This window comes from Parageobacillus sp. G301 (genome assembly GCF_030268025.1).
In the GTDB taxonomy this organism is placed as follows: Bacteria; Bacillota; Bacilli; order Bacillales; family Anoxybacillaceae; genus Parageobacillus_B; species Parageobacillus_B toebii.
The window spans coordinates 1184373-1206972 of sequence record NZ_BSDB01000001.1 but is presented as its reverse complement, the minus strand read 5'-3'; the positions used below and the strand labels follow the sequence as shown (position 1 = coordinate 1206972).

23 protein-coding genes and 1 other annotated feature are annotated in these 22600 nt (G+C 42.0%); all 23 genes read left to right on the top strand.

Annotated features, from left to right (window positions below; translation table 11 throughout):
- Positions 1–95 precede the first annotated feature (95 nt).
- The 23 genes from QSJ37_RS06075 to ileS all read left to right on the top strand — a co-directional run bounded on the left by QSJ37_RS06075 (position 96) and on the right by ileS (position 22554).
- Positions 96–1568 (top strand): UDP-N-acetylmuramoyl-L-alanyl-D-glutamate--2,6-diaminopimelate ligase, encoded by a 1473-nt coding sequence (locus tag QSJ37_RS06075; protein ID WP_285754343.1) that lies wholly within the window; start codon positions 96–98, stop codon positions 1566–1568.
- Positions 1562–2017: a hypothetical protein gene (locus tag QSJ37_RS06070; protein WP_285754342.1), complete on the top strand. Its 456-nt coding sequence runs from the start codon at positions 1562–1564 to the stop codon at positions 2015–2017. The genes QSJ37_RS06075 and QSJ37_RS06070 overlap by 7 nt, the downstream gene beginning before the upstream one ends.
- Positions 2011–2985 carry a phospho-N-acetylmuramoyl-pentapeptide-transferase gene (gene mraY / locus QSJ37_RS06065; RefSeq protein WP_285754341.1) on the top strand — a complete coding sequence of 325 codons (975 nt, stop codon included), beginning with the start codon at positions 2011–2013 and terminating at the stop codon, positions 2983–2985. The genes QSJ37_RS06070 and mraY overlap by 7 nt, the downstream gene beginning before the upstream one ends.
- Positions 2986–4341 carry a UDP-N-acetylmuramoyl-L-alanine--D-glutamate ligase gene (murD, locus tag QSJ37_RS06060; RefSeq protein ID WP_285754340.1) on the top strand — a complete coding sequence of 452 codons (1356 nt, stop codon included), beginning with the start codon at positions 2986–2988 and terminating at the stop codon, positions 4339–4341.
- Between the two features lie 53 nt (positions 4342–4394).
- Positions 4395–5495 carry a stage V sporulation protein E gene (gene spoVE / locus QSJ37_RS06055; protein WP_285754339.1) on the top strand — a complete coding sequence of 367 codons (1101 nt, stop codon included), beginning with the start codon at positions 4395–4397 and terminating at the stop codon, positions 5493–5495.
- Positions 5496–5671: 176 nt separating this feature from the next.
- A complete protein-coding gene (murB, locus tag QSJ37_RS06050; RefSeq protein ID WP_285754338.1) occupies positions 5672–6583 on the top strand; it encodes a UDP-N-acetylmuramate dehydrogenase in 912 nt (303 codons plus the stop codon).
- Between the two features lie 141 nt (positions 6584–6724).
- On the top strand, positions 6725–7519 hold the full coding sequence (locus QSJ37_RS06045) for a cell division protein FtsQ/DivIB (protein WP_285754337.1): 795 nt from the start codon (positions 6725–6727) through the stop codon (positions 7517–7519).
- Positions 7500–8207 (top strand): DUF881 domain-containing protein, encoded by a 708-nt coding sequence (locus QSJ37_RS06040; protein WP_285754336.1) that lies wholly within the window; start codon positions 7500–7502, stop codon positions 8205–8207. Before QSJ37_RS06045 ends, QSJ37_RS06040 begins: the two co-directional genes overlap by 20 nt.
- 31 nt (positions 8208–8238) lie before the next feature.
- Entirely contained in the window at positions 8239–8958 is a 720-nt protein-coding gene (locus QSJ37_RS06035) for a DUF881 domain-containing protein (protein WP_062678266.1), read from the top strand.
- 1 nt (position 8959) lies between these two features.
- Positions 8960–9322, top strand: a complete 363-nt coding sequence (locus QSJ37_RS06030; RefSeq protein ID WP_285754335.1) for a small basic family protein — start codon at positions 8960–8962, stop codon at positions 9320–9322.
- A gap of 289 nt (positions 9323–9611) precedes the next feature.
- On the top strand, positions 9612–10886 hold the full coding sequence (ftsA, locus tag QSJ37_RS06025; protein ID WP_285754334.1) for a cell division protein FtsA: 1275 nt from the start codon (positions 9612–9614) through the stop codon (positions 10884–10886).
- A 25-nt stretch (positions 10887–10911) separates the two neighbouring features.
- The gene (gene ftsZ / locus QSJ37_RS06020) at positions 10912–12045 is read left to right on the top strand and encodes a cell division protein FtsZ (RefSeq protein WP_285754333.1); all 1134 of its coding nucleotides are present in this window, start codon (positions 10912–10914) and stop codon (positions 12043–12045) included.
- Between the two features lie 715 nt (positions 12046–12760).
- On the top strand, positions 12761–13687 hold the full coding sequence (spoIIGA, locus tag QSJ37_RS06015; protein WP_285754332.1) for a sigma-E processing peptidase SpoIIGA: 927 nt from the start codon (positions 12761–12763) through the stop codon (positions 13685–13687).
- Positions 13688–13738: 51 nt separating this feature from the next.
- Positions 13739–14458: an RNA polymerase sporulation sigma factor SigE gene (sigE, locus tag QSJ37_RS06010; protein WP_285754331.1), complete on the top strand. Its 720-nt coding sequence runs from the start codon at positions 13739–13741 to the stop codon at positions 14456–14458.
- 119 nt (positions 14459–14577) lie between these two features.
- Positions 14578–15357 carry an RNA polymerase sporulation sigma factor SigG gene (gene sigG / locus QSJ37_RS06005; protein WP_062753466.1) on the top strand — a complete coding sequence of 260 codons (780 nt, stop codon included), beginning with the start codon at positions 14578–14580 and terminating at the stop codon, positions 15355–15357.
- A gap of 89 nt (positions 15358–15446) precedes the next feature.
- Complete coding sequence (locus QSJ37_RS06000) at positions 15447–15689, top strand: YlmC/YmxH family sporulation protein (RefSeq protein WP_285754330.1); 243 nt, start codon at positions 15447–15449, stop codon at positions 15687–15689.
- 93 nt (positions 15690–15782) lie between these two features.
- Positions 15783–16601, top strand: coding sequence for a peptidoglycan editing factor PgeF (pgeF, locus tag QSJ37_RS05995; protein ID WP_285754329.1), 819 nt, complete (start codon positions 15783–15785; stop codon positions 16599–16601).
- 3 nt (positions 16602–16604) lie between these two features.
- The gene (locus QSJ37_RS05990; RefSeq protein ID WP_285754769.1) at positions 16605–17282 is read left to right on the top strand and encodes a YggS family pyridoxal phosphate-dependent enzyme; all 678 of its coding nucleotides are present in this window, start codon (positions 16605–16607) and stop codon (positions 17280–17282) included.
- Between the two features lie 12 nt (positions 17283–17294).
- Positions 17295–17729, top strand: a complete 435-nt coding sequence (locus QSJ37_RS05985) for a cell division protein SepF (protein ID WP_015863370.1) — start codon at positions 17295–17297, stop codon at positions 17727–17729.
- A 6-nt stretch (positions 17730–17735) separates the two neighbouring features.
- The gene (locus tag QSJ37_RS05980; protein WP_285754328.1) at positions 17736–18005 is read left to right on the top strand and encodes a YggT family protein; all 270 of its coding nucleotides are present in this window, start codon (positions 17736–17738) and stop codon (positions 18003–18005) included.
- Positions 18006–18053: 48 nt separating this feature from the next.
- On the top strand, positions 18054–18827 hold the full coding sequence (locus QSJ37_RS05975; protein ID WP_285754327.1) for a YlmH family RNA-binding protein: 774 nt from the start codon (positions 18054–18056) through the stop codon (positions 18825–18827).
- 74 nt (positions 18828–18901) lie between these two features.
- The gene (locus tag QSJ37_RS05970; RefSeq protein ID WP_285754326.1) at positions 18902–19414 is read left to right on the top strand and encodes a DivIVA domain-containing protein; all 513 of its coding nucleotides are present in this window, start codon (positions 18902–18904) and stop codon (positions 19412–19414) included.
- A gap of 46 nt (positions 19415–19460) precedes the next feature.
- Positions 19461–19678, top strand: a binding site (T-box leader).
- Between the two features lie 104 nt (positions 19679–19782).
- The gene (ileS, locus tag QSJ37_RS05965) at positions 19783–22554 is read left to right on the top strand and encodes an isoleucine--tRNA ligase (RefSeq protein WP_285754325.1); all 2772 of its coding nucleotides are present in this window, start codon (positions 19783–19785) and stop codon (positions 22552–22554) included.
- Positions 22555–22600: the final 46 nt, after the last annotated feature.

Sequence of the window (22600 nt, the reverse complement as noted above, 5' to 3'; positions counted from 1 at the left end):
GGCTGATGTAAGTTGTCATATATCCTATCTCGCCCCTTTTTTCCGCTTTTCATTGTTTTCTTCTAAAGACTATGAAGCGAAAGGAATGAACAAAAATGAAGCTGCGGACGCTGCTTTCGTATTTGCATGATTTTACAACGTATGTCGGTGAAAACCCGACAATTACTTCCATTGAAATGGATTCGAGAGAAGTAAAAAAAGGATCATTATTTATTTGCGTCAAAGGATTTACAGTGGACGGCCACGATTTTGCGAAACAGGCAGTCGAAAATGGTGCTGTAGCCATTATTGCCGAACGGCCTCTTGATGTGGATGCGCCCGTTATTGTCGTTCGTGATAGCCGTCGCGCAATGGCGGTGCTTGCCGATGCGTTTTACGGACAGCCGACCCATCAGTTACATTTAATCGGGGTTACGGGCACAAATGGGAAAACGACAACGACTCATATAATAGAGCACATCGCTAGAAAGGCGAATAAAAAAACGGGGCTAATTGGAACGGTGCATATTAAAATTGGCGATGATACGTATCCAACGAAAAATACGACGCCAGAATCGTTGCTGTTGCAACGAACGTTTAAACAAATGGTGGACGAAGGTGTCGATGTTGCGGTCATGGAAGTGTCTTCGCATGCCCTTCATATGGGACGCGTGCACGGCTGTGACTATGATGTCGCCGTGTTTACTAATTTAACGCAAGATCATCTCGATTACCACGGGACAATGGAAGAATACCGCAATGCGAAAGGATTGCTGTTTTCCCAGCTCGGAAATCGTTATGATCACAAACGGCCAAAGTTTGCGGTATTAAACAACGATGATCCTGCTTCACAATATTATAAGCATATGACGGCTGCAACCGTTATTACATACGGAATTGAAACAGAAAGCGATATTATGGCAAAGCGGATTGATATTGTTCCAAGCGGAATGTCGTTTGATCTTGTCACACCGCACGGTACTGTTCGGGTCAAAACAAGGTTAATCGGATTGTTTAACGTATATAATTTGCTCGCAGCTGTTTCCGCCTCTCTTGTGTCTGGTATTCCATTTCCTGTTATTGTAGAGGCGATTGAAGAAATTTCTGGGGTTGCGGGACGGTTTGAAACAGTCGATGAAGGGCAAAACTTTACAGTAATCGTTGATTATGCTCATACACCAGATAGTTTGGAAAATGTCTTAAAAACAATTCGGCAATTTGCTCAGAAAAAAGTTTACGTTGTTGTTGGCTGCGGCGGTGATCGAGATCGTACAAAACGGCCGCTTATGGCAAAAACAGCGGTCAAATACGCCGATGTGGCCATTTTCACTTCTGATAATCCGCGTTCCGAAGAGCCTGAACAAATTTTGCGCGATATGGAAGCAGGTGTTTCCAGCGAGCGTTATGTAACGATTGTCGATCGCAAGGAGGCGATTTATTACGCGATTGAACAAGCGCAAGAAGGAGATATTATTTTAATCGCAGGCAAAGGGCATGAAACGTACCAAATTATTCGGGATCGCGTCATTGATTTTGATGATCGGCTTGTTGCCCGGGAAGCGATTAAGGAGCGAAAGAACATATGTTGACATATGAAATGGTTAAACGGTTATGTAAACAGGCTCGTGGCATTGTCGATGATGCGATTACGTTTCACCATGTGTTTGTGGATCCTTATGAACATGCCCCAAAAGGGTTATTCGTTCCGCTTGGGCATGGGATGGAAACGTTAAAAATTGCGATTGAACATGGAGCAATCGCAGCGTTTTGGCAAGAAGGCGATGAATTGCCGCGTTACATTCCAAATCAGTTTCCGATCTTTTTTGTTTCATCACCAATTCAAGCATTAGAGGAGCTTTTAGATATGTATGGGCAATGGGAAAACAATAAGAGTGAAAAAACAAAGTTTAACCTTACCATTTCTGCTCATAATGAACAAAATCATTCATATGATATAGCGGTGCTCGCTGCTCTTAAACGGCTGCAACAGAAATGGATGCATGTTCAAGGACAAGAAGGATGTGACCGATCATGCTAGAGCAAGTCATTGTTTTAGCCATTGTTCTTTCCTTTCTGATTACTGTTATCTTATCGCCATTGTTTATTCCGTTTTTAAGACGGTTAAAATTCGGGCAGAGCATACGGGAAGAAGGACCGAAATCGCATCAAAAAAAATCAGGCACCCCGACGATGGGAGGTATTATGATTTTACTTTCCATCGTTGTGACAACGTTATTGATGACGAAAAAATTTGCTACTCTTTCCGTTGAAACATATTTATTGCTTTTTGTAACGATTGGTTATGGATTGCTTGGCTTTTTGGATGATTTTATTAAAGTGGTGATGAAACGGAATCTTGGTTTGACGAGCAGACAAAAGTTAATTGGGCAATTAATTATTGCCATTGTTTTTTATTTTGTATATCAGCGCAGTGGTTTTTCTACTGCCTTACATATTCCAGGGACAGATCTTTCTATTAATCTTGGCTTTGGATATGTGTTATTGCTTATTTTCATGCTTGTCGGCGGTTCGAATGCGGTCAATTTAACCGACGGGCTTGATGGTTTATTGGCTGGGACAGCGGCCATTGCCTTCGGCGCTTATGCCGTTCTTGCCTGGAACCAAGGCCAATATGATATCGCTATTTTTTGTGTTTCCGTTGTTGGGGCTGTACTAGGATTTTTAGTATTTAACGCCCATCCAGCGAAAGTGTTTATGGGGGATACCGGGTCGCTTGCGTTAGGCGGCGCGATTGCTACTGTGGCAATTTTAACGAAGTTGGAAATATTGCTTGTTGTTATTGGCGGTGTATTTGTTATCGAAACACTGTCCGTTATTATTCAAGTCATTTCATTTAAAACAACGGGAAAACGCGTATTTCGCATGAGCCCGTTGCATCATCATTATGAGTTGATTGGCTGGTCGGAGTGGCGCGTTGTCGTCACATTCTGGGCAGTCGGCTTATTATTTGCAATGCTAGGAATCTATATCGAGGTGTGGATTTAATTGAAACAGACAGCTTTCTATCAACAACGTCAGGTGTTAGTCATTGGTTTGGCAAAAAGCGGTTTTGCAGCGGCAAAACTGCTTTATGAGCTAGGTGCCAACGTCACGGTAAATGATCAAAAAACGTTTGAAGAAAATAAAGAAGCACAACAGCTAGAACAAATGGGAATCCGGGTTGTTTGCGGCGGGCATCCGCTTGAGCTCTTGGATGAACCGTTTGATCTTGTCGTAAAAAACCCTGGTATTCCATATACGAATCCAATGGTAAAAAAAGCAATGGAAAAAGGATTACCCGTTGTTACAGAAGTGGAGCTAGCGTATCACATTTCGGAAGCGCCTTTTATTGGAATTACCGGTTCCAATGGAAAAACAACAACAACAACATTAGTTTTTGAGATGCTGCGTGAAGGAGAAAAACGCCCGCTGCTTGCGGGAAATATAGGGATGGTTGCTTGTGAAGTGGCAAAAAATGCGGAAGCGGGCAATTGGCTTGTAACGGAACTTTCCTCCTTCCAGCTAGCGGGAATTCGTGATTTTCGCCCGCGTATTTCCGTTTTATTAAACATTTTCGATGCCCATTTAGATTACCATGGTACAAAAGAAGCCTATGCACAGGCAAAAGCAAATATTTTTAAAAACCAAACAAATGAAGATTATGCGGTCATTAATGCAGATGATGAACTTGTGATGCAGCTTGCTGAGGACATTCATGCACAAAAGATTCCTTTTTCGACAACAAAAGCGTTAGACCGCGGTGCTTATATAAAAGATGGTTTTATCTATTGGAACAATGAAGTGGTAATTGCTGTTGGCGATATAGTGCTACCAGGAAAACATAATTTGGAAAATATATTGGCAGCTGTTTCTGTAGCAAAATTAGCAGGCGTAGACAATAAAGCTATTTCTCAAGTCTTAACGACATTCACAGGGGTGAAGCATCGGCTTCAATACGTTGCTACTATTGATGGGAGAAAGTTTTTCAATGACTCCAAAGCAACCAATATTCTTGCGACACAAAAAGCACTATCCGCTTTTGAAAAAGATGCTGTCATCCTTTTGGCAGGTGGGCTAGACCGCGGCAATGAGTTTGATGACCTTCTTCCTTATTTGCATAACGTAAAAGCAATCATATTGTTTGGCCAAACCGCGCCAAAAATAGCTCGTGTCGCTAAACAGGCGGGAATAGAAACCATTGAATATGTCGATAATGTGGAAAAAGCTGTACCAGTTGCCTATCGACTATCCGAACCAGGTGATGTCATTTTACTGTCGCCGGCATGTGCAAGCTGGGATCAATATAAAACTTTTGAACAAAGAGGAGACATTTTTATCAATGCCGTGCATAAGTTGAAATAGAGAGAAAGGACAGCCTTTTCTCTCCTAGTTTAGAAAAGTAGAGGTGTTGGGCATTGCCGCGGAAAAAGTCTACGCCTGATTTTTTGCTGATTATCCTTACGTTTTCGTTGTTGGCAATTGGGCTTATTATGGTGTATAGCGCCAGCGCCATTTGGGCGGAATATAAGTTTCATGATTCGTTTTTCTTTGCAAAACGTCAGTTTTTGTTTGCCGGCGCGGGAGTCATTGCAATGTTCTTTATTATGAATATTGATTATTGGACATGGCGCGACTGGTCGAAAGTGCTTATTATCGTCTGTTTTTTGTTGCTTGTTCTCGTATTAATCCCCGGAGTTGGAATGGTTCGCAATGGATCACGCAGCTGGATTGGTGTTGGGGCGTTTTCCATTCAGCCATCCGAATTTATGAAACTTGCAATGATTGCCTTTTTGGCAAAGTACCTGTCGGAAAACCAAAAAAATATTACATCGTTTAAACGAGGGCTGCTTCCCGCTTTGGCACTTGTGTTTTTTGCGTTTGGAATGATCATGCTTCAACCGGACTTGGGAACCGGCACCGTAATGGTCGGCACATGTATTGCAATGATTTTTGTTGCTGGTGCGCGCATCAGTCATTTTATCGGATTAGGAATACTTGGACTGGCAGGATTTGCTGCTCTTGTTTTGTCAGCGCCATATCGGATTAAGCGGATTACTTCTTTTTTGAATCCTTGGGAAGATCCGCTTGGAAGCGGTTTTCAAATTATTCAATCGCTATATGCGATTGGTCCTGGAGGTTTGTTTGGCTTAGGGCTGGGACAAAGCCGACAAAAGTTTTTTTATTTGCCTGAGCCGCAAACTGACTTTATTTTTGCGATTTTAGCAGAAGAACTTGGTTTTATTGGCGGGTCGCTTGTTTTACTTTTATTTAGCTTGCTGCTTTGGCGCGGAGTGCGTATTGCACTTGGGGCGCCGGATTTGTATGGAAGTTTTCTTGCCATCGGCATTATTTCGATGGTAGCCATTCAAGTAATGATTAATATCGGCGTTGTTACAGGATTAATGCCGGTAACGGGAATTACGCTTCCGTTTTTAAGCTATGGTGGTTCATCATTAACGCTTATGTTAATGGCAATTGGGGTTTTACTAAACATTAGCAAGCATGCAAAATATTAATAAAACCAATTCGCTGCGTTGCATCCAACAACCAAAAAACAAAATGTTCAAGTTTCATCGATCTAGAAGGGTATCTCTCAAATTAGAGAGACACCCTCTCATTTTGTTAAGGTGACATCTACGATGAAAGGAGCATACGTATATACATAGGCGGTTTGGGAAAGGAGATGAAAGCGATGAAAGCAATGGTAAATGAATTATTAAGCGCTAACGTTGGGAAAGTGAAGGAAATGGAACCTTTATCGAACCATACGACGATAAAAGTTGGCGGTCCTGCAGATGTATTGATCGAACCAGATAGCGTAGAAAACCTGAAAAAAACAATGGCGATTATAAAAAAGCATGAAGTGCCATGGCGCGCGATTGGCCGTGGTTCGAATTTGCTTGTTTCTGACGAAGGGGTCGAAGGGGTTGTAATCAAAATTGGCGAAGGATTAGATGAATTACATGTTGATGGGGAAACCGTTACGGTCGGTGGAGGATACTCATTAGTACGCCTTGCCACGTTAATGAGCAAACAAGGGTTGTCTGGTTTAGAATTTGCCGGCGGAATTCCTGGATCGGTCGGGGGAGCTGTTTATATGAATGCGGGGGCGCACGGCTCCGATATGTCACAAATCGTAAAAAGGGCGTTAATTTTATTTCCAGACGGGATGATGGAATGGCTGACGAATGAGGAAATGCAATTTGCGTATCGCACTTCTGTGTTGCAAACAAAAAGACGTGGAATTTGTATAGCAGCGGAACTTCAGCTTACTTCCGGGAACCGTGAAGAAATTGTTGCAAAAATGCGGAAAAACAAAGATTATCGCCGTGAGACACAACCATGGGATAAACCTTGTGCGGGCAGCATATTCCGCAATCCTTTGCCGCAATATGCTGGAAAACTGATTGAAGAGGCTGGTTTAAAGGGATATACGATTGGCGGCGCGAAAATTTCTGAACAGCATGCCAATTTTATCGTTAATACAGGAAAAGCAAAAGCAAAAGATGTACTGGACTTAATTCAGTTTGTGAAAAAAACGATTTATGAATTGCATGGCATTCATTTGCGGACAGAAGTAGAAATTATTGGCCGGAAGTTGTAAAATCTATCTCTCTATATTACAATGCTGTGATATAATAAATTTGAATTTGTCTATGTTTATCGAACATAGAAATACAACGGCATCGAGGTGTGCCGTTTGTTTTTATAGACGTGCTTTCGAGCTTATGTCGGAAAGCGGTGAATGGCTTTGGAAAAAGGAAAAAAAATCGTTGTTCTTGAGGAACGGGTGCCGAAATTAAAGGAACGGCGGAGACAAAAAGCGAATCGTCGTTTAATCGCGTATATCTCTTTCTTTTTTCTTCTCATTTTATGCATGATTTATTTTCAATCACCATTGAGTTATGTCCGTCATATTCAAGTAAACGGAAATCATCATCTTTCCGCAAAACAAGTGATACAGTTAAGCGGCATCACAAAACGGACAAGCTTTTGGAAAGTAAAAAAAGACGAAATTAAGCGGAATGTGGAGAAACATCCGGAAGTGGAGAGCGTATCGTTGGAAAAACATTTCCCAAATACGATCATCATTCATGTGAAAGAGCGGAGGAGAATCGCTTATATTTATGACCAACAAACATTTTTTCCGCTTTTAGAAAATGGTTACATACTAAAGAAACACACATCAAAAACCGCGCCAAGCGATGCGCCGATTTTAATTAATTGGAAAAAGGGAGAAGATATTCAAGAAATCGCAGGACAGTTGGCGCAGCTTTCCCCATCGATATTAAACGCCATTTCTGAAATTCATTATACACCGAGCGATGATAACCGTTATCATATTACTGTTTATATGAATGATGGTTTTGAAGTGAGTGCGAACGTGCAAAATTTTGCCGATAAAATGTCATTGTATCCGTCTATTGTCCAGCAATTAGATCCAAATGTAAAAGGGGTAATCCATTTAGAAGTAAGCAATTATTTTACCGCTTATAAACAACCGAAAAAGGAGGATGACAATGACAAAGCGGAAAGGTAACCGTGTCATCCTTTCTTTTATCTGTTTTATACTAGGATCTATGCTGGCGTTTTCTTATCAATATACAAAAAGGGAAGCATCAAAGCGAAATATAACAGATCGGCAATGGCAAAAGGAGTATGATTACCGAGAGCGATTGATTAAGATACAGAAAGAAAATCGACGATTAAAAAACGAGTTAGTACAAAAACAAAATGAAGTTGTGGAGATGGAAAAAGTGTTGGCAGAACAACAAACATCGTATACGGATTTGGCAAAACAAGCAGAAAAACTACGCATGTATGTTGGAGAGGCCAAAGTAAAAGGAAAAGGAATTGAAATAACGTTATCGGATGCATCTTATATTCCTTCTGAACAAAGTGCGACAGACTACATTGTTCACGAACAACATGTCTTTAAAGTCATTCATGAGCTGCTCATTTCCGGAGCAGAAGCAATCGCCATTAATGGGCAACGAATTTCCCATCGTTCGTACATTGTTTGCAATGGTCCCGTAATCGAAGTAGATGGTACGCAACACGCAGCCCCTTTTGTCATCTCCGCAATTGGCAATCCAACGGTTCTCGCTTCCGCTTTGAACATTCCCGGCGGGGTAAAGGATCAGCTTATTCAAGATAACATAATTGTAGGGATTGCTAGTAAAGATGAAATAGTGTTAGATCCTATCTTTCATGTTAATCATCCATAAATTGCCTCGGCAGAAAGAATGGTGAAGATGATTGGAACGGAAAAAAACGATCTATTTTACTTGTATTACGGCCATTTTTGGATTTATGCTAGCTGTTCAACTTCAGACAACGTCACATCCCAAAGTTCGCGATACACGTGATATTTGGGAGTTGCGCGCTGATTTAAAAAAAGAACAACAATTGCAGCGACAACTTGTATTAGAAATCGGGGATTATGAGGAAAAATTACGGAATTACAAGCAAAAGCAGCGATCTAATCAAGAAGCCGTTTTGCATGAAACAGTAAGTGAATTGGAACAGGAAGCTGGTTTGACAAAAATAGAAGGCCCAGGAATTGTTTTGACAATTGAACCATTTTATTCGGATCATTACGTAGGTCCCATTGCGGAAACGGTGTCGCCTGAACTGTTGCACCGGCTTATTAATGAATTAAACATGTACGGTGCGAAAGAAATTGCTATTGCCGAGGAGCGGATTACAAACACGACGGCGATTCGCGATGTTAATGGTTCGACGAAAATCGGAGATAGCAAAATCTCTTCATTGCCAATTACAGTAAAAGTAATCGCAGATGATGCAGAAATGTTATGTAATCGTTTAAAAGTATCGACAATTCGTGATGATTTTGTCGTTGAAAATTTGCAGCTTACAATTTCTGAACCGTTGACATCGGTGGTTATTCCGCCGTCTAAAGAAAAATGGAACGTGAAATATATGGAAACGGTAAAAGCCGAAAAGGAGGAGAAATAATATGTGGCTCCCGCTCATCGGCTTATTCGTTGGTTTAATAGTAGGATTTTTGAGCGATTTGCGCGTCCCTGACGAATATTCCAATTATTTATCCATTGCAATCCTTGCTGCATTTGATACATTAATTGGTGGACTCCGCGCCCATTTACAGCAAACATATGACGAAATAGTATTTATAACAGGATTCTTTTTTAACATTATTTTGGCTACAACTTTAACTTTTCTTGGTGTCCATCTTGGTGTAGACTTGTACTTAGCAGCTGTATTTGCATTTGGTGTGCGCCTTTTTCAAAATATCGCTGTCATTCGCCGCCTCCTTCTTACCGAATGGATGGAAAGGCGACAAAACCGTGAAAAAAGTTAATTGGAAAAAAGGGAAAGTTTCTTAAAATGTTGAATATATGGAGTAAAAAATGATTGGTTCGCTTTTTAACATTGCCGATGATAAGCAAGCGTATCCGTTATAGATTAAGATTAAAAGATGAATAGGGAATAACGCAAATGTGTGGCATATACGGGATATATAAATTTCAGCTTAAAGGAGGTGTCACTGCTTACTAAAATACGTAATAGGACCGCAAGAAAATGGATGAGAAGCCACAGTTGCAGACGGAAGCGGTATATATACGATTTTAGTAGGCAGGTACCAAAAGATGAGCAGCAATGAGATCGTCGTTAGTCTTGACATTGGCACGTCCAGTGTTAAAGTCATAATCGGAGAAATGCTAAATGAATCTATTAACATTATTGGAGTAGGAAATGTAAAATCGGAAGGACTCAAAAAAGGTTCCATAGTGGATATAGATAAAACGGTGCAATCGATCAAAAGAGCGGTTGAGCAAGCGGAACGGATGGTTGGTTTAACGATTCGCCGTGTCATTGTTGGTGTGACGGGCAATCATGTCCAGCTTCAAGACTGCCACGGCATCGTTGCTGTTTCCAGTGAAAACCGCGAAATTACCGATGAAGATGTTGCGCGCGTGATGGATGCTGCGCAAGTCGTATCGATTCCTCCAGATCGGGAAATTATTGGCGTGATTCCGCGGCAGTTTATCGTTGATGGGTTAGATGGCATTAACGATCCGCGTGGAATGCTCGGTGTCCGTCTTGAAATGGAAGGAACGATTATTACCGGTTCGAAAACGATTTTACATAACTTACTCCGCTGTGTAGAAAGAGCTGGACTGGAAATAAGCGATATTTGCCTGCAGCCGCTTGCTGCTGGTTCTCTTGCTTTGTCAAACGATGAGAAAAACTTAGGGGTGGCGTTAGTCGATATCGGTGGCGGTTCCACGACTATCGCTATTTTCGAACAAGGATTTTTACAGGCCACTTCCGTTTTGCCAGTAGGAGGAGATCATATTACAAAAGATTTATCGATCGGGCTCCGAACATCGACGGAAGATGCAGAAAGGATTAAGCTAAAGCATGGACATGCTTTTTATGACTATGCTTCTGAAGAAGAAGTATTCATCGTGCCGATTATCGGGACTGATCAGCATCAGCAATTTAGTCAATTAGACATTGCCGATATTATTGAGGCAAGGCTGGAAGAAATTTTTCAAATGGTTCAACATGAAATCCGCAAGTTAGGATTTCGTGATTTGCCAGGCGGCTATGTGCTAACTGGCGGAGTAGCAAATATGCCAGGAATATTAGAATTGGCTCATGTCGTATTAGGAAGCAGTGTTCGCATTGCTATGCCTGATTATATTGGTGTGCGCGATCCGCAGTATACGACAGGAGTAGGGCTGATCAAGTTTGCTTATCAACAAGCGATGCTGCAAGGAAAATCGGTTCCTGTTGCTGCATCGGTTGCGGAGCCTGTTGAAAAACATCCGCAAAAGCAATCACAACCGAAACAAAAAAAGAAAGAAGCGACTATTGGAAAAAAAGTGAAAAAATTTTTCGGGTATTTCTTTGAATAGAGATTGAATTTGGGAGGATTTAGTTATGTTGGAGTTTGACACTACAATTGATCAAATGGCAACGATTAAGGTGATTGGTGTTGGCGGCGGCGGTAACAATGCCGTAAACCGAATGATTGAGCACGGTGTACAAGGTGTTGAGTTTATTGCTGTCAATACGGACGCACAGGCGTTAAATTTATCGAAAGCACCAACAAAGCTGCAAATTGGCGCAAAATTAACGCGCGGTTTAGGCGCAGGTGCAAATCCGGAAGTAGGGAAAAAAGCAGCGGAAGAAAGTAAGGAGCAAATTGAAGAAGCGCTGAAAGGCGCTGATATGGTGTTCGTTACTGCAGGAATGGGCGGTGGAACAGGAACTGGGGCTGCTCCAGTTATTGCTCAAATTGCCCGTGAATTAGGAGCATTGACTGTTGGTGTCGTTACCCGTCCATTCACATTTGAAGGGAGAAAACGGGCGACACAGGCAGCAAGTGGAATTGCCGCGATGAAAGAAGCAGTCGATACATTAATTGTCATTCCAAACGACCGCTTGCTAGAAATCGTCGATAAAAACACACCGATGTTAGAGGCATTCCGTGAAGCAGATAACGTTCTTCGTCAAGGTGTACAAGGTATTTCGGATTTAATCGCAGTGCCAGGTCTTATTAACTTAGACTTTGCCGATGTGAAAACAATTATGTCTAACAAGGGCTCTGCGCTAATGGGCATCGGGATTGCAAGCGGGGAAAACCGGGCGGCGGAAGCAGCCAAAAAAGCAATCTCTAGTCCATTGTTAGAAACATCGATTGATGGAGCACAAGGTGTTTTGATGAACATTACCGGCGGCACGAATTTAAGCCTTTATGAGGTGCAAGAAGCTGCCGATATTGTCGCATCTGCGGCTGACCAAGATGTTAATATGATTTTCGGCTCGGTCATTAATGAAAACTTAAAAGATGAAATTATTGTAACGGTTATTGCGACTGGGTTTAATGAAAATGTGGCATCACAATCACGCCCATCCCGTATTGGAATTGGCACGATTCCGAAAGTGACAGCAGCTCCAAAACGGGAAAAACGCGAAGAAGCCGTACAAGATTATGCGGCGTTGCGTTCCGCGCAAGCCGAAGATCCACTTGACATTCCTGCTTTTCTTCGCAATCGCAATCGCCGCCGCTAAACGAAAGAGCGCGAATCTTTTATGGTTCGTGCTCTTTTTCTTTTAGTTAATATTTTTTCCTAGTGCGTATTGCGGAGCTAGGATGGTGACATTTCGCCGTTGCCCGCAGGACTCGGGGCCACTCTTAGGAGAAATAGGGGGGCCTTTTGCTTTTCCATTTGTCTAGTTGCGGCGTCAACACATTGTATTAACTTCTCTGAACAACCCACGCAAGACCTAACTTTGTTTGGTCTGAGCCTCCTCGCGGGTCCTTCAGCGCGTGTCGCGGAGCCAGGATGGCGACATTTCGCCGTTGCCCACAGGACGTGGGCCGCCTTTAGGCGAAATTGAGGCGCCTTCCGCTTTTCTTTATTGTCTAGCTCGGCGGCTAGCTCTCTTGTGCGAAATAACCTTCTCCCTTGAAGTGCAAGCACTTCAGCGGTCGAAGAACATTTCGCTTCGAGAGCTAATCGCGCCGCCTCCGCTTTTCTTTATTGTCTAGCTCGGCGGCTAGCTCTCTTGTGCGAAATAACCTTCTCCCTTGAAGTGCAAGCACTTCAGCGGTCGAAGAACATTTCGCTTCGAGAGCTAATCACGCCGCCTTCCGCTTTTCTTGTTTCTTTGACAAAAATTCCTGTTTTTCACCATCATAAATTGACAGACTTTCCAATAAGATGTACTATATACTATTTTCAGAAACTGCTTGTTTTTGTTATGAGTGAGGGAGGCTATTTGATTGGCCGTTTATTTGGATGTCATTTGGTTATTAAATGTTTGTTTTGACAGTTTATTGCTTTGGTTGACAGCGATTATGTTAAAGCGGGATGTCGTGTGGTGGCGAGTGTTGTTTGGAGCATTTATTGGCGCATCTCTTGTTGTAATGATGTTTACACCGTTTTCTATGTATGCTCAGCATCCGGCGATCAAAACCGTGTTCTCGTTTCTCATTGTTTTTGTTACATTTGGATTCAAACGAATAAGGTATTTTTTAGAAAATTTATTTGCCTTTTATTTTGTGACGTTTACGGTCGGAGGAGGTATGATTGCCGTCCATTATTTTTTGCAGCGGCAAATCGATATTCATGCTAGCGTGTTAACAACGTATTCGCTCGGTGTGGGCGACCCGGTCAGTTGGATGTTTGTTTTATTAGGATTCCCAGCCTTATGGTTATTTTCGCGAGCACGCATCAACGGGATTCGCGAAAAAAAGTTGCGATTTGAACATATTGTCGACGTCCTTATTGTATTTGATGGCATACCGCTTCAATTAAAAGGACTCATCGATAGCGGCAACCAACTATATGATCCGCTATCGAAAATGCCTGTCATGATTGTTGAGATGAATAAAGTAAAGGAAGTGTTGCCGGAAGAATTAGTGCAACATATCCAGTTAGGAAAATCAATGGATTGGATCAATAATGAGCAATTGGAAAAGTGGGTGCATCGTCTGCGTATTGTTCCATATCGGGTTGTAGGGAGCGAACAACAATTTTTAGTTGCGATTAGACCAGACCGCATCATGATTTTTTACGAACAACAATGGCTGGAAATCGAAAAAGGGCTTGTCGGATTAAACGAAACCAATTTATCTGCTGATGGAGAATATGAGTGTATTATACATCCGAAAATGGTACAAACGGGGAAGAGGCTCACAGCTTCATAATTCGTTACTATATCATACTCACTTTTTGCTAATTTAGAAGGGGGGATTTTGATGAAAACGTGGAAACTTCGTATCATTTATTTTTGGTATAAGTTATTGGCGAAGTTAGGGATTAAAGCGGATGAAGTGTATTATATCGGTGGAAGTGAGGCGCTGCCGCCACCGTTGACAAAAGAAGAAGAAGAGATGTTGATTAAAAAGCTTTCATCTGGGGATGAAACTGCACGGTCACTGCTTATTGAGCGTAATTTACGGCTTGTTGTATATATTGCGCGCAAATTTGAGAATACGGGAATTAATATCGAAGATTTGATTAGCATTGGAACGATCGGACTTATTAAAGCAGTAAATACGTTTAATCCAGAGAAAAAAATTAAATTAGCGACATACGCTTCTCGTTGCATTGAAAATGAAATATTAATGTATTTGCGCCGCAATAATAAAGTGCGTGCGGAAGTATCGTTTGATGAACCTTTAAATATTGATTGGGATGGTAATGAATTATTGTTATCAGATGTGCTTGGCACGGAAGATGATGTGATTACGAAAGACCTTGAAGCAGATGTCGATCGGCGTCTTTTATTCAATGCGCTAAGGCAACTTAGCGACCGTGAAAAACAAATTATGGAACTTCGTTTCGGGCTTTCAGGTGGAGAAGAAAAAACACAAAAAGATGTTGCCGATTTGCTTGGCATATCGCAATCTTACATATCACGGCTAGAAAAGCGGATTATTAAGCGGCTTCGCAAAGAATTCAATAAAATGATGTAAAATGACGGCAATGGTTTCGCATTGCCGTTTTTTTATGCATGGATCTGCGTGCATATTTTTCCTTCCGGAGGAGATACTGAAAATGGACGACTTAGCATCTCCTGATGGGAGGGAACAACTTGACAAGAAACAAAGTTGAGATTTGCGGAGTAGACACATCTAAGCTCCCTGTACTAAAAAACGAAGAAATGAGAGAACTGTTTAAGCGAATGCATGAAGGGGATTTGGAGGCAAGGGAAAAATTAGTGAATGGCAATTTGCGGCTTGTATTGAGCGTCATTCAACGCTTTAATAATCGCGGTGAATTTGTGGATGATTTATTTCAAGTTGGTTGTATCGGACTTATGAAATCGATTGATAACTTTGATTTAAACCAAAATGTAAAATTTTCGACATATGCAGTACCGATGATTATTGGAGAAATTCGCAGATATTTGCGCGATAACAATCCGATTCGCGTATCCCGCTCGCTTCGTGATATTGCCTATAAAGCATTGCAAGTGCGTGAAAAGTTAATGAGCGAGACGGCGAAAGAGCCTTCAGCGGAAGAAATTGCAAAGGTGCTTGGTATTCCTCATGAGGAAGTGGTGTTTGCCTTAGATGCAATCCAAGACCCTGTTTCGTTATTTGAGCCAATTTATAACGATGGCGGTGATCCGATTTACGTGATGGATCAATTAAGTGATGAACGCAACCGTGATAGCCAATGGATTGAAGAAATTGCGCTAAAAGAAGGACTGCGCCGTCTAAATGAACGAGAAAAAATGATTATCCGCAAGCGTTTTTTCCAAGGAAAAACGCAAATGGAAGTTGCCGAAGAAATTGGAATTTCCCAAGCACAAGTATCGCGGTTGGAAAAGGCGGCGATTCGTCAAATGAATAAAAACATTCAAGTATAAGAGCTGCTCGTTCAGCTCTTTTCTTTTTTACATAAGCCACTAGGCAAACTCATATAGTTATGATAAGAGAAGAAAGCGGGGGATGTTGAATGATGAGAATTTCTGAGTTTCAAACAAAAGATGTTGTAAACGTTGCAAACGGAAAAAAATTAGGGAATATCGGGGACATAGATATTGATTTAGAGACAGGGCAAATACAATCACTGATTATTTTAGGATCAGGGAAAGTACTCGGTTTATTTGGCCGGGAGGAAGCGACAGTCATCCCGTGGCAAAATATCGTCAAAATTGGTGCGGACGTTATTTTAGTACGTTTGCATGAAAGCGAGTAAATAAAAAATAAGGATTATCACGTTTAAGCAAACTATGATAAAATAGGAAAAAAAGTGATAAAAATCAACAAAAAAGATATGAGGTTGACGAGGATGTCAGACATTTTTCAACAAATAGAAAAGGAATTGTTGATGCTGCAGTCGCATTCGTTTCCTCAGATCGTCGCTGGATTTACGACGAAACATGGAGGAGTGAGTAAAGGAGCATTTGCGACATTCAATTTAGGGCTGCATGTTGGGGATGACCCTTCTTTTGTTTGCAGCAATCGACAGCGTTTGGCGGATTTGCTACAATTTCCACTTGAATGGTGGATATGTTGCGACCAAATACATGATGTTCACATTGAAAAGGTGACAACCGACCACGGTGGAAAAGGAACAACGGATTATCAGTCCGCTATAGCGGGTACGGACGGTCTGTATACAGAAGAGGCAGGATTGTTGCTTGCCTTATGTTTTGCTGATTGCGTACCGCTTTATTTTATGGCTCCGAAACATGGCATGATTGGCCTTGCTCATGCCGGATGGAAAGGAACAGTAAAAAACATTGCGGGAGAAATGGTTCGTCTTTGGCATGAGCGTGAGCAAATTCCTCTTGAGGATATATACGTTGTGATCGGCCCTTCGATTGGCGCCTGTTGCTATATCGTCGATGACCGTGTGATCACGCGCGTCGATCGCGTTTTGGAAGGGGAAGAGAAGCTTCCGTATAAGCAGGTGAGCATAGGGCAATATGCTCTTGATTTAAAAGAGCTGAATAAAGTATTACTGATAAAGGCAGGAATTCATGAAGAACATATTGATGTTTCCGGGTATTGTACGAGTTGTGCTGATCATTTGTTTTTCTCCCATCGCCGTGATCAAGGAAAAACAGGAAGAATGATGGCGTTTATCGGCAGGAAGGAGGAATGAATGATGACAGTTCGCGACAATTTAGCAATCATTCGAGAAAACATTGAAGCAGCGTGCCAACGAGTAGGACGCAACCCTGCCGACATTCGCATTGTTGCCGTTACGAAATATGTAAGTGTGGAGCGGGCGAGAGAGGCGCTAGAAGCCGGCATTACCGATTTGGGAGAAAATCGTGATGACGGGTTGTTGAAAAAATATGAAGCGTTGGGCACGGAGCCGACATGGCATTTTATTGGCACACTGCAATCACGAAAAGTGAAAAATATTATTGACAAAGTGGATTATATTCACTCGCTTGACCGTATGTCGCTTGCTAAAGAAATCGAAAAGCGAGCAACGAAGCGGGTGAAATGTTTTGTTCAAGTGAACGTATCTGGTGAAGCGACTAAACATGGATTAGCAAAAGAAGAAGTGATTCCGTTTATTCAACAGCTGCAAGATTTTTCGCATATTGAAGTGATTGGTTTAATGACGATGGCGCCTTATACAGATGACGAATCTGTTTTGCGTACATGCTTTCGTCAATTAAAATTATTGCAAGAAAATGTACAAGCATTACATATTCCAAACGCTCCATGTACGGAACTGTCTATGGGGATGTCCAACGATTACGTGATCGCCATTGAAGAAGGCGCAACTTTTATTCGCCTTGGCACATCGCTTGTTGGAAAAGAATTTTAGGAGGTGAAATCAATGGGATTGATAAAAAAATTTAAAGATTATTTTTTAGAGGAAGACTATGAGGAATATGAAGAATATGAAGAGGAATATGAGGAAGAGGAAGAAATGCGGCAAGCGACAAAGGCAAATACAAAATCCAATGTGGTGAGCTTACAAAGCGTACAAAAGTCGTCAAAAGTAGTATTAATTGAGCCAAGAGCATATGCGGAAGCGCAAGAAATCGCTGACCATTTAAAAAATCGCCGCGCGGTTGTGGTGAATTTACAACGAATTCAACACGAACAAGCAAAACGTATTGTCGACTTTTTAAGCGGTACCGTATATGCCATTGGAGGAGATATTCAACAAGTTGGCACGAAAATTTTTTTGTGCACGCCAGATAACGTAGATGTGACTGGTTCGATTTCCATCGATAGTGACGATGATACATCAATGAAGAGGTGGTAGCCGTTTATGGATAGTTTGCTTTGGTTTTTGACCACATTGATTCAAATTTATTCGTATGCGCTTATTATTTACATTTTGATGTCATGGTTTCCTAATGCTCGCGATACAAAAATCGGGCAAATGCTTACAACGATTTGTGAACCGTATTTAGAACCGTTTCGCCGCATTATTCCACCAATCGGAATGATTGACTTTTCTCCGATCGTCGCTTTTTTAGTGCTTAAATTTGCGACAAAAGGGTTGTATGCCCTTTTTGATATGTTAAATTTAGTGTGAGGAATCCATCGTAGGGTTCCTTTCTTCATGGAAGTTAGGTGTGAACAGATGGAAATATACCAGCATTTTCGCAAAGAAGAACATCATTTTATTGACCAGGTATTAGAGTGGCAAGAAACGGTAAAGAGGCAATACGCACCAAAGCTTACTGACTTTTTAGATCCACGCGAGCAACAAATTGTGCAAAGTGTTATCGGCCGTAATGAAGAAGTTTATATTTCTTTTTTTGGCGGCGCCCCGTTTGTGGAGCGCAAAAGAGCGCTATTGTTCCCGCCATATTTTCAGCCTGCAGATGAAGATTATGAAATTGCTTTGTTTGAGGTCCATTATCCGAGCAAATTTATCAGCCTAGAGCATCGCCAAGTGCTAGGGGCGCTCATGTCGCTTGGGTTGAGGCGCGGAAAATTTGGTGATATTTTAATGAAGGAGGAACGGATTCAATTTTTGGCGGCCAACGAAGTGGCGGACTATATCCGCCTACATTTGCACGCAATCGGAAAAGCAAATGTTTCGGTAGAAAAAAGACCATTGACAGAGATCATCACGTTAGAAGAAAAGTGGCAAGATACGACCATTACCGCTTCATCATTAAGGCTGGATGCAATATTATCACAAGCATTTCATGTATCACGGCAAAAAATTCAGTCATTCATTGAAAATGGATTTGTAAAAGTAAATTGGAAAATCGTTGAACAAGCACATTTTGAATGCCAACAAGGAGACATTCTTTCCGCGCGCGGATTTGGCCGCTGTAAAATTATATCCATTGAAGGAAAAACAAAAAAAGAAAAGTGGCGCGTTCGAATCGGAATGCAAAAATAATCGAATGGTTGCAGGAATTGATAGAAAAATGTCGAATGATAAGGAAAAGGAATTTCGAGACGGAGGTGGCCATTGTGCCTTTAACGCCATTAGATATTCATAATAAAGAGTTTAGCCGAGGTTTTCGCGGCTATGATGAAGATGAAGTAAATGAATTTCTTGATCAAGTCATTAAAGATTATGAAATGGTGATTCGCGAAAAAAAGCAACTTGAGGAAAAAGTAGCGGAATTGACAGAAAAACTAAATTACTTTACTAATATTGAAGAAACATTAAACAAATCGATTTTAGTTGCCCAGGAAACAGCGGAAGAAGTAAAGCGAAACGCGGAGAAAGAAGCGAAACTAATCATTAAAGAAGCGGAAAAAAATGCGGAGCGCATCATCAGCGAAGCGCTCGCGAAATCGCGGAAAATCTCTCTTGAAATTGAAGAACTAAAGCGGCAATCGAAAGTATTTCGCATGCGTTTTCGCATGCTCATTGAAGCGCAGCTAGAAATGTTGAATAATCGCGATTGGGATGATTTAATGGAATATGAAGTGCCAGAAGTAGAAACAAAGGAGAAGGAAGAACTCTCCCAATCTTGACGACCATTGATTTTTTCGCATATAATATCGAATAAAATGAACATAGGCGTTAACGATGAAAGGGACAGTAGCTCTTTCAACGCTTATTTCAGCGAGCTGGGGATGGTGGAAGCCTGGCATAAGCGAAAGAGTGAAGATCACCCTGGAGTTCCATGCTGAACGGAAAAGTAGGCAGTGGCGTGTCATTCACGTTACGAATGCAAAGTGGGCTATGGCATACATAGCCAATAAGGGTGGTACCGCGAGACCGTTCTCGTCCCTTTTTGGGAGAGAGCGGTTTTTTGCGTTTCTACTGTCTTTCCAACTTGATCAGCTGCTTATCTATTTCGCTCATTTATACATGAAATAAAAGGATAGGAGGAATGAACATGGATTACAAAGAAACGCTGTTAATGCCACAAACGGAATTTCCGATGCGCGGAAACTTACCGAAGCGTGAACCAGAAATCCAGAAAAAATGGGAAGAAATGGACATTTATCGTAAAGTGCAAGAACGGACAAAAGGACGCCCGTTGTTTGTGCTGCATGACGGGCCGCCGTACGCGAACGGCGATATTCATATGGGACACGCTTTAAATAAAATTTTAAAAGATATTATCGTCCGCTATAAATCGATGAGCGGCTATTGCGCGCCATACGTTCCTGGATGGGATACACATGGACTTCCGATTGAAACAGCGCTCACGAAAAAGGGAGTTGACCGAAAATCGATGAGCGTTGCGGAATTTCGTAAGCTTTGTGAACAATATGCGTATGAACAAATTAATAATCAGCGCGAGCAATTTAAGCGTCTTGGCGTGCGCGGCGATTGGGAAAATCCGTATATTACGTTGAAACCGGAATATGAAGCACAACAAATTAAAGTGTTTGGCGAGATGGCGAAAAAAGGACTTATTTATAAAGGCCTAAAGCCGGTATATTGGTCTCCATCAAGCGAATCGGCGTTGGCGGAAGCGGAAATTGAGTATAAAGATAAACGTTCCCCTTCCATTTATGTTGCATTCCCAGTGAAAGATGGGAAAGGAGTGCTTGACGGCGACGAAAAGATCGTTATCTGGACAACAACACCTTGGACGATTCCAGCAAACTTAGCGATTGCCGTCCATCCAGACCTTGATTATCAAGTGGTGGAAACAAACGGTACAAAATATGTCGTTGCTGCTGCGTTATTAGAATCTGTTGCGAAAGAAATCGGCTGGGACGAAGTAACGGTTGTGAAAACGATCAAAGGAAAAGACTTAGAATATGTCGTGGTAAAACATCCGTTTTATGACCGCGATTCTTTAGTTGTTTGCGGAGAACATGTTACGACAGACGCCGGAACAGGATGCGTTCATACCGCGCCTGGACACGGGGAAGATGACTTTATTGTCGGGCAAAAATACGGCTTGGATGTGCTATGTCCAGTCGATGAGCGCGGCTATATGACAAGCGAAGCGCCAGGCTTTGAAGGACTGTTTTACGATGAAGCAAACAAAGCGATTACGCAAAAATTAGAAGAAGTCGGGGCGCTTTTAAAACTCAGTTTCATCACTCACTCGTATCCGCACGACTGGCGTACGAAAAAGCCGACGATTTTCCGTGCTACGACACAATGGTTTGCATCCATCGATAAAATTCGCGGTGAACTGCTTCAGGCCATTAAAGAAACAAAATGGATTCCGGAATGGGGCGAAATCCGCATCCATAATATGATTCGCGACCGCGGCGATTGGTGCATTTCCCGTCAACGTGCATGGGGGGTACCGATTCCAGTCTTTTACGGGGAAAACGGTGAACCAATTATTACGGACGAAACGATTGAACATGTATCTAACTTGTTCCGTCAATATGGTTCGAACGTTTGGTTTGAGCGTGAGGCGAAAGATTTATTACCGGAAGGATTTACGCATCCATCAAGCCCGAACGGTATTTTTACGAAAGAAACAGACATTATGGATGTATGGTTTGATTCCGGTTCTTCCCATCAGGCAGTACTTGTAGAACGTGATGATTTACAACGCCCGGCAGATTTATATTTAGAAGGTTCCGACCAATATCGCGGCTGGTTTAACTCTTCGCTTTCGACTGCCGTCGCTGTTACCGGTAAAGCACCGTATAAAGCTGTATTAAGCCACGGATTTGTTCTCGATGGAGAAGGGCGGAAAATGAGCAAATCGCTCGGCAATGTCGTTGTGCCGGCGAAAGTGATGGAACAGCTTGGTGCCGACATTTTGCGTTTATGGGTTGCTTCTGTTGATTATCAAGCAGACGTTCGCATTTCAGACAGCATTTTAAAACAAGTGGCGGAAGTATATCGCAAAATTCGCAATACGTTCCGCTTTATGCTCGGAAACTTATTCGACTTTAATCCAGAAACAGATGCGGTTCCGGTTAACGAATTACGCGAAGTCGACCGCTACATGCTTGTAAAATTAAACCATTTGATTGAAAACGTAAAGCATGCCTATGAAACGTATGATTTTGCGTCCATTTATCATGATGTGAACAATTTCTGTACTGTTGATTTAAGTGCTTTCTATTTAGATTTTGCAAAAGATATTTTATATATCGAAGCGCCAAACGATCGCGCCCGCCGTTCGATTCAGACGGTATTGTACGAAACGGTTGTCGCGTTAACAAAGCTTGTAGCGCCGATTTTGCCGCATACTGCAGAGGAAGTATGGGAGCACATTCCAAATCGAAAAGAAAAAGAAGAAAGCGTTCAACTTGTTGATATGCCAGAGACAATAAACATTGACGGCGAAGATGCGCTAGTAGCAAAATGGGATGCGTTTATGAACTTGCGCGATGATGTGTTAAAAGCGTTAGAAGTGGCGCGCAACGAAAAAGTGATTGGCAAATCGTTGACCGCAAGCGTTACGGTATATCCGACAAAAGAAGCGAGACAATTGCTTGAATCGATCGAAGAAGATCTAAAACAGTTATTTATCGTATCCGAGTTTACGATTGCAGATGACTATGAACACGCTCCAGAAGATGCGCAAAAATTGGCCAATGTGGCCGTTATCGTCAAACCGGCGGAAGGAGAAACATGCGAGCGTTGCTGGGTGGTGACTCCGGAAGTAGGAAAAGATGCGGATCATCCGACATTATGCCCTCGCTGCGCCCATATTGTGAAAGAACATTATTCCGCCTAAAGCTGGCGGAGCTGCCGAATTGCGGCGGCTCCGCTGTTTTTATTGC

Excerpts from the sequence above, each read along its gene's own strand:
- ftsA (WP_285754334.1), top strand. The coding sequence starts at position 9,612 with ATGAGCAGCAATGAGATCGTCGTTAGTCTTGACATTGGCACGTCCAGT.
- QSJ37_RS05975 (WP_285754327.1), top strand. The coding sequence starts at position 18,054 with ATGGAAATATACCAGCATTTTCGCAAAGAAGAACATCATTTTATTGAC.
- QSJ37_RS05980 (WP_285754328.1), top strand. The coding sequence starts at position 17,736 with ATGGATAGTTTGCTTTGGTTTTTGACCACATTGATTCAAATTTATTCG.
- QSJ37_RS05990 (WP_285754769.1), top strand. The coding sequence starts at position 16,605 with ATGACAGTTCGCGACAATTTAGCAATCATTCGAGAAAACATTGAAGCA.
- QSJ37_RS05985 (WP_015863370.1), top strand. The coding sequence starts at position 17,295 with ATGGGATTGATAAAAAAATTTAAAGATTATTTTTTAGAGGAAGACTAT.
- QSJ37_RS06040 (WP_285754336.1), top strand. The coding sequence starts at position 7,500 with ATGACAAAGCGGAAAGGTAACCGTGTCATCCTTTCTTTTATCTGTTTT.
- mraY (WP_285754341.1), top strand. The coding sequence starts at position 2,011 with ATGCTAGAGCAAGTCATTGTTTTAGCCATTGTTCTTTCCTTTCTGATT.
- QSJ37_RS06045 (WP_285754337.1), top strand. The coding sequence starts at position 6,725 with ATGGCTTTGGAAAAAGGAAAAAAAATCGTTGTTCTTGAGGAACGGGTG.
- QSJ37_RS06075 (WP_285754343.1), top strand. The coding sequence starts at position 96 with ATGAAGCTGCGGACGCTGCTTTCGTATTTGCATGATTTTACAACGTAT.
- QSJ37_RS06000 (WP_285754330.1), top strand. The coding sequence starts at position 15,447 with ATGATGAGAATTTCTGAGTTTCAAACAAAAGATGTTGTAAACGTTGCA.
- pgeF (WP_285754329.1), top strand. The coding sequence starts at position 15,783 with ATGTCAGACATTTTTCAACAAATAGAAAAGGAATTGTTGATGCTGCAG.
- murB (WP_285754338.1), top strand. The coding sequence starts at position 5,672 with ATGAAAGCAATGGTAAATGAATTATTAAGCGCTAACGTTGGGAAAGTG.
- sigE (WP_285754331.1), top strand. The coding sequence starts at position 13,739 with ATGAAAACGTGGAAACTTCGTATCATTTATTTTTGGTATAAGTTATTG.
- ileS (WP_285754325.1), top strand. The coding sequence starts at position 19,783 with ATGGATTACAAAGAAACGCTGTTAATGCCACAAACGGAATTTCCGATG.
- QSJ37_RS06030 (WP_285754335.1), top strand. The coding sequence starts at position 8,960 with ATGTGGCTCCCGCTCATCGGCTTATTCGTTGGTTTAATAGTAGGATTT.
- ftsZ (WP_285754333.1), top strand. The coding sequence starts at position 10,912 with ATGTTGGAGTTTGACACTACAATTGATCAAATGGCAACGATTAAGGTG.
- QSJ37_RS06070 (WP_285754342.1), top strand. The coding sequence starts at position 1,562 with ATGTTGACATATGAAATGGTTAAACGGTTATGTAAACAGGCTCGTGGC.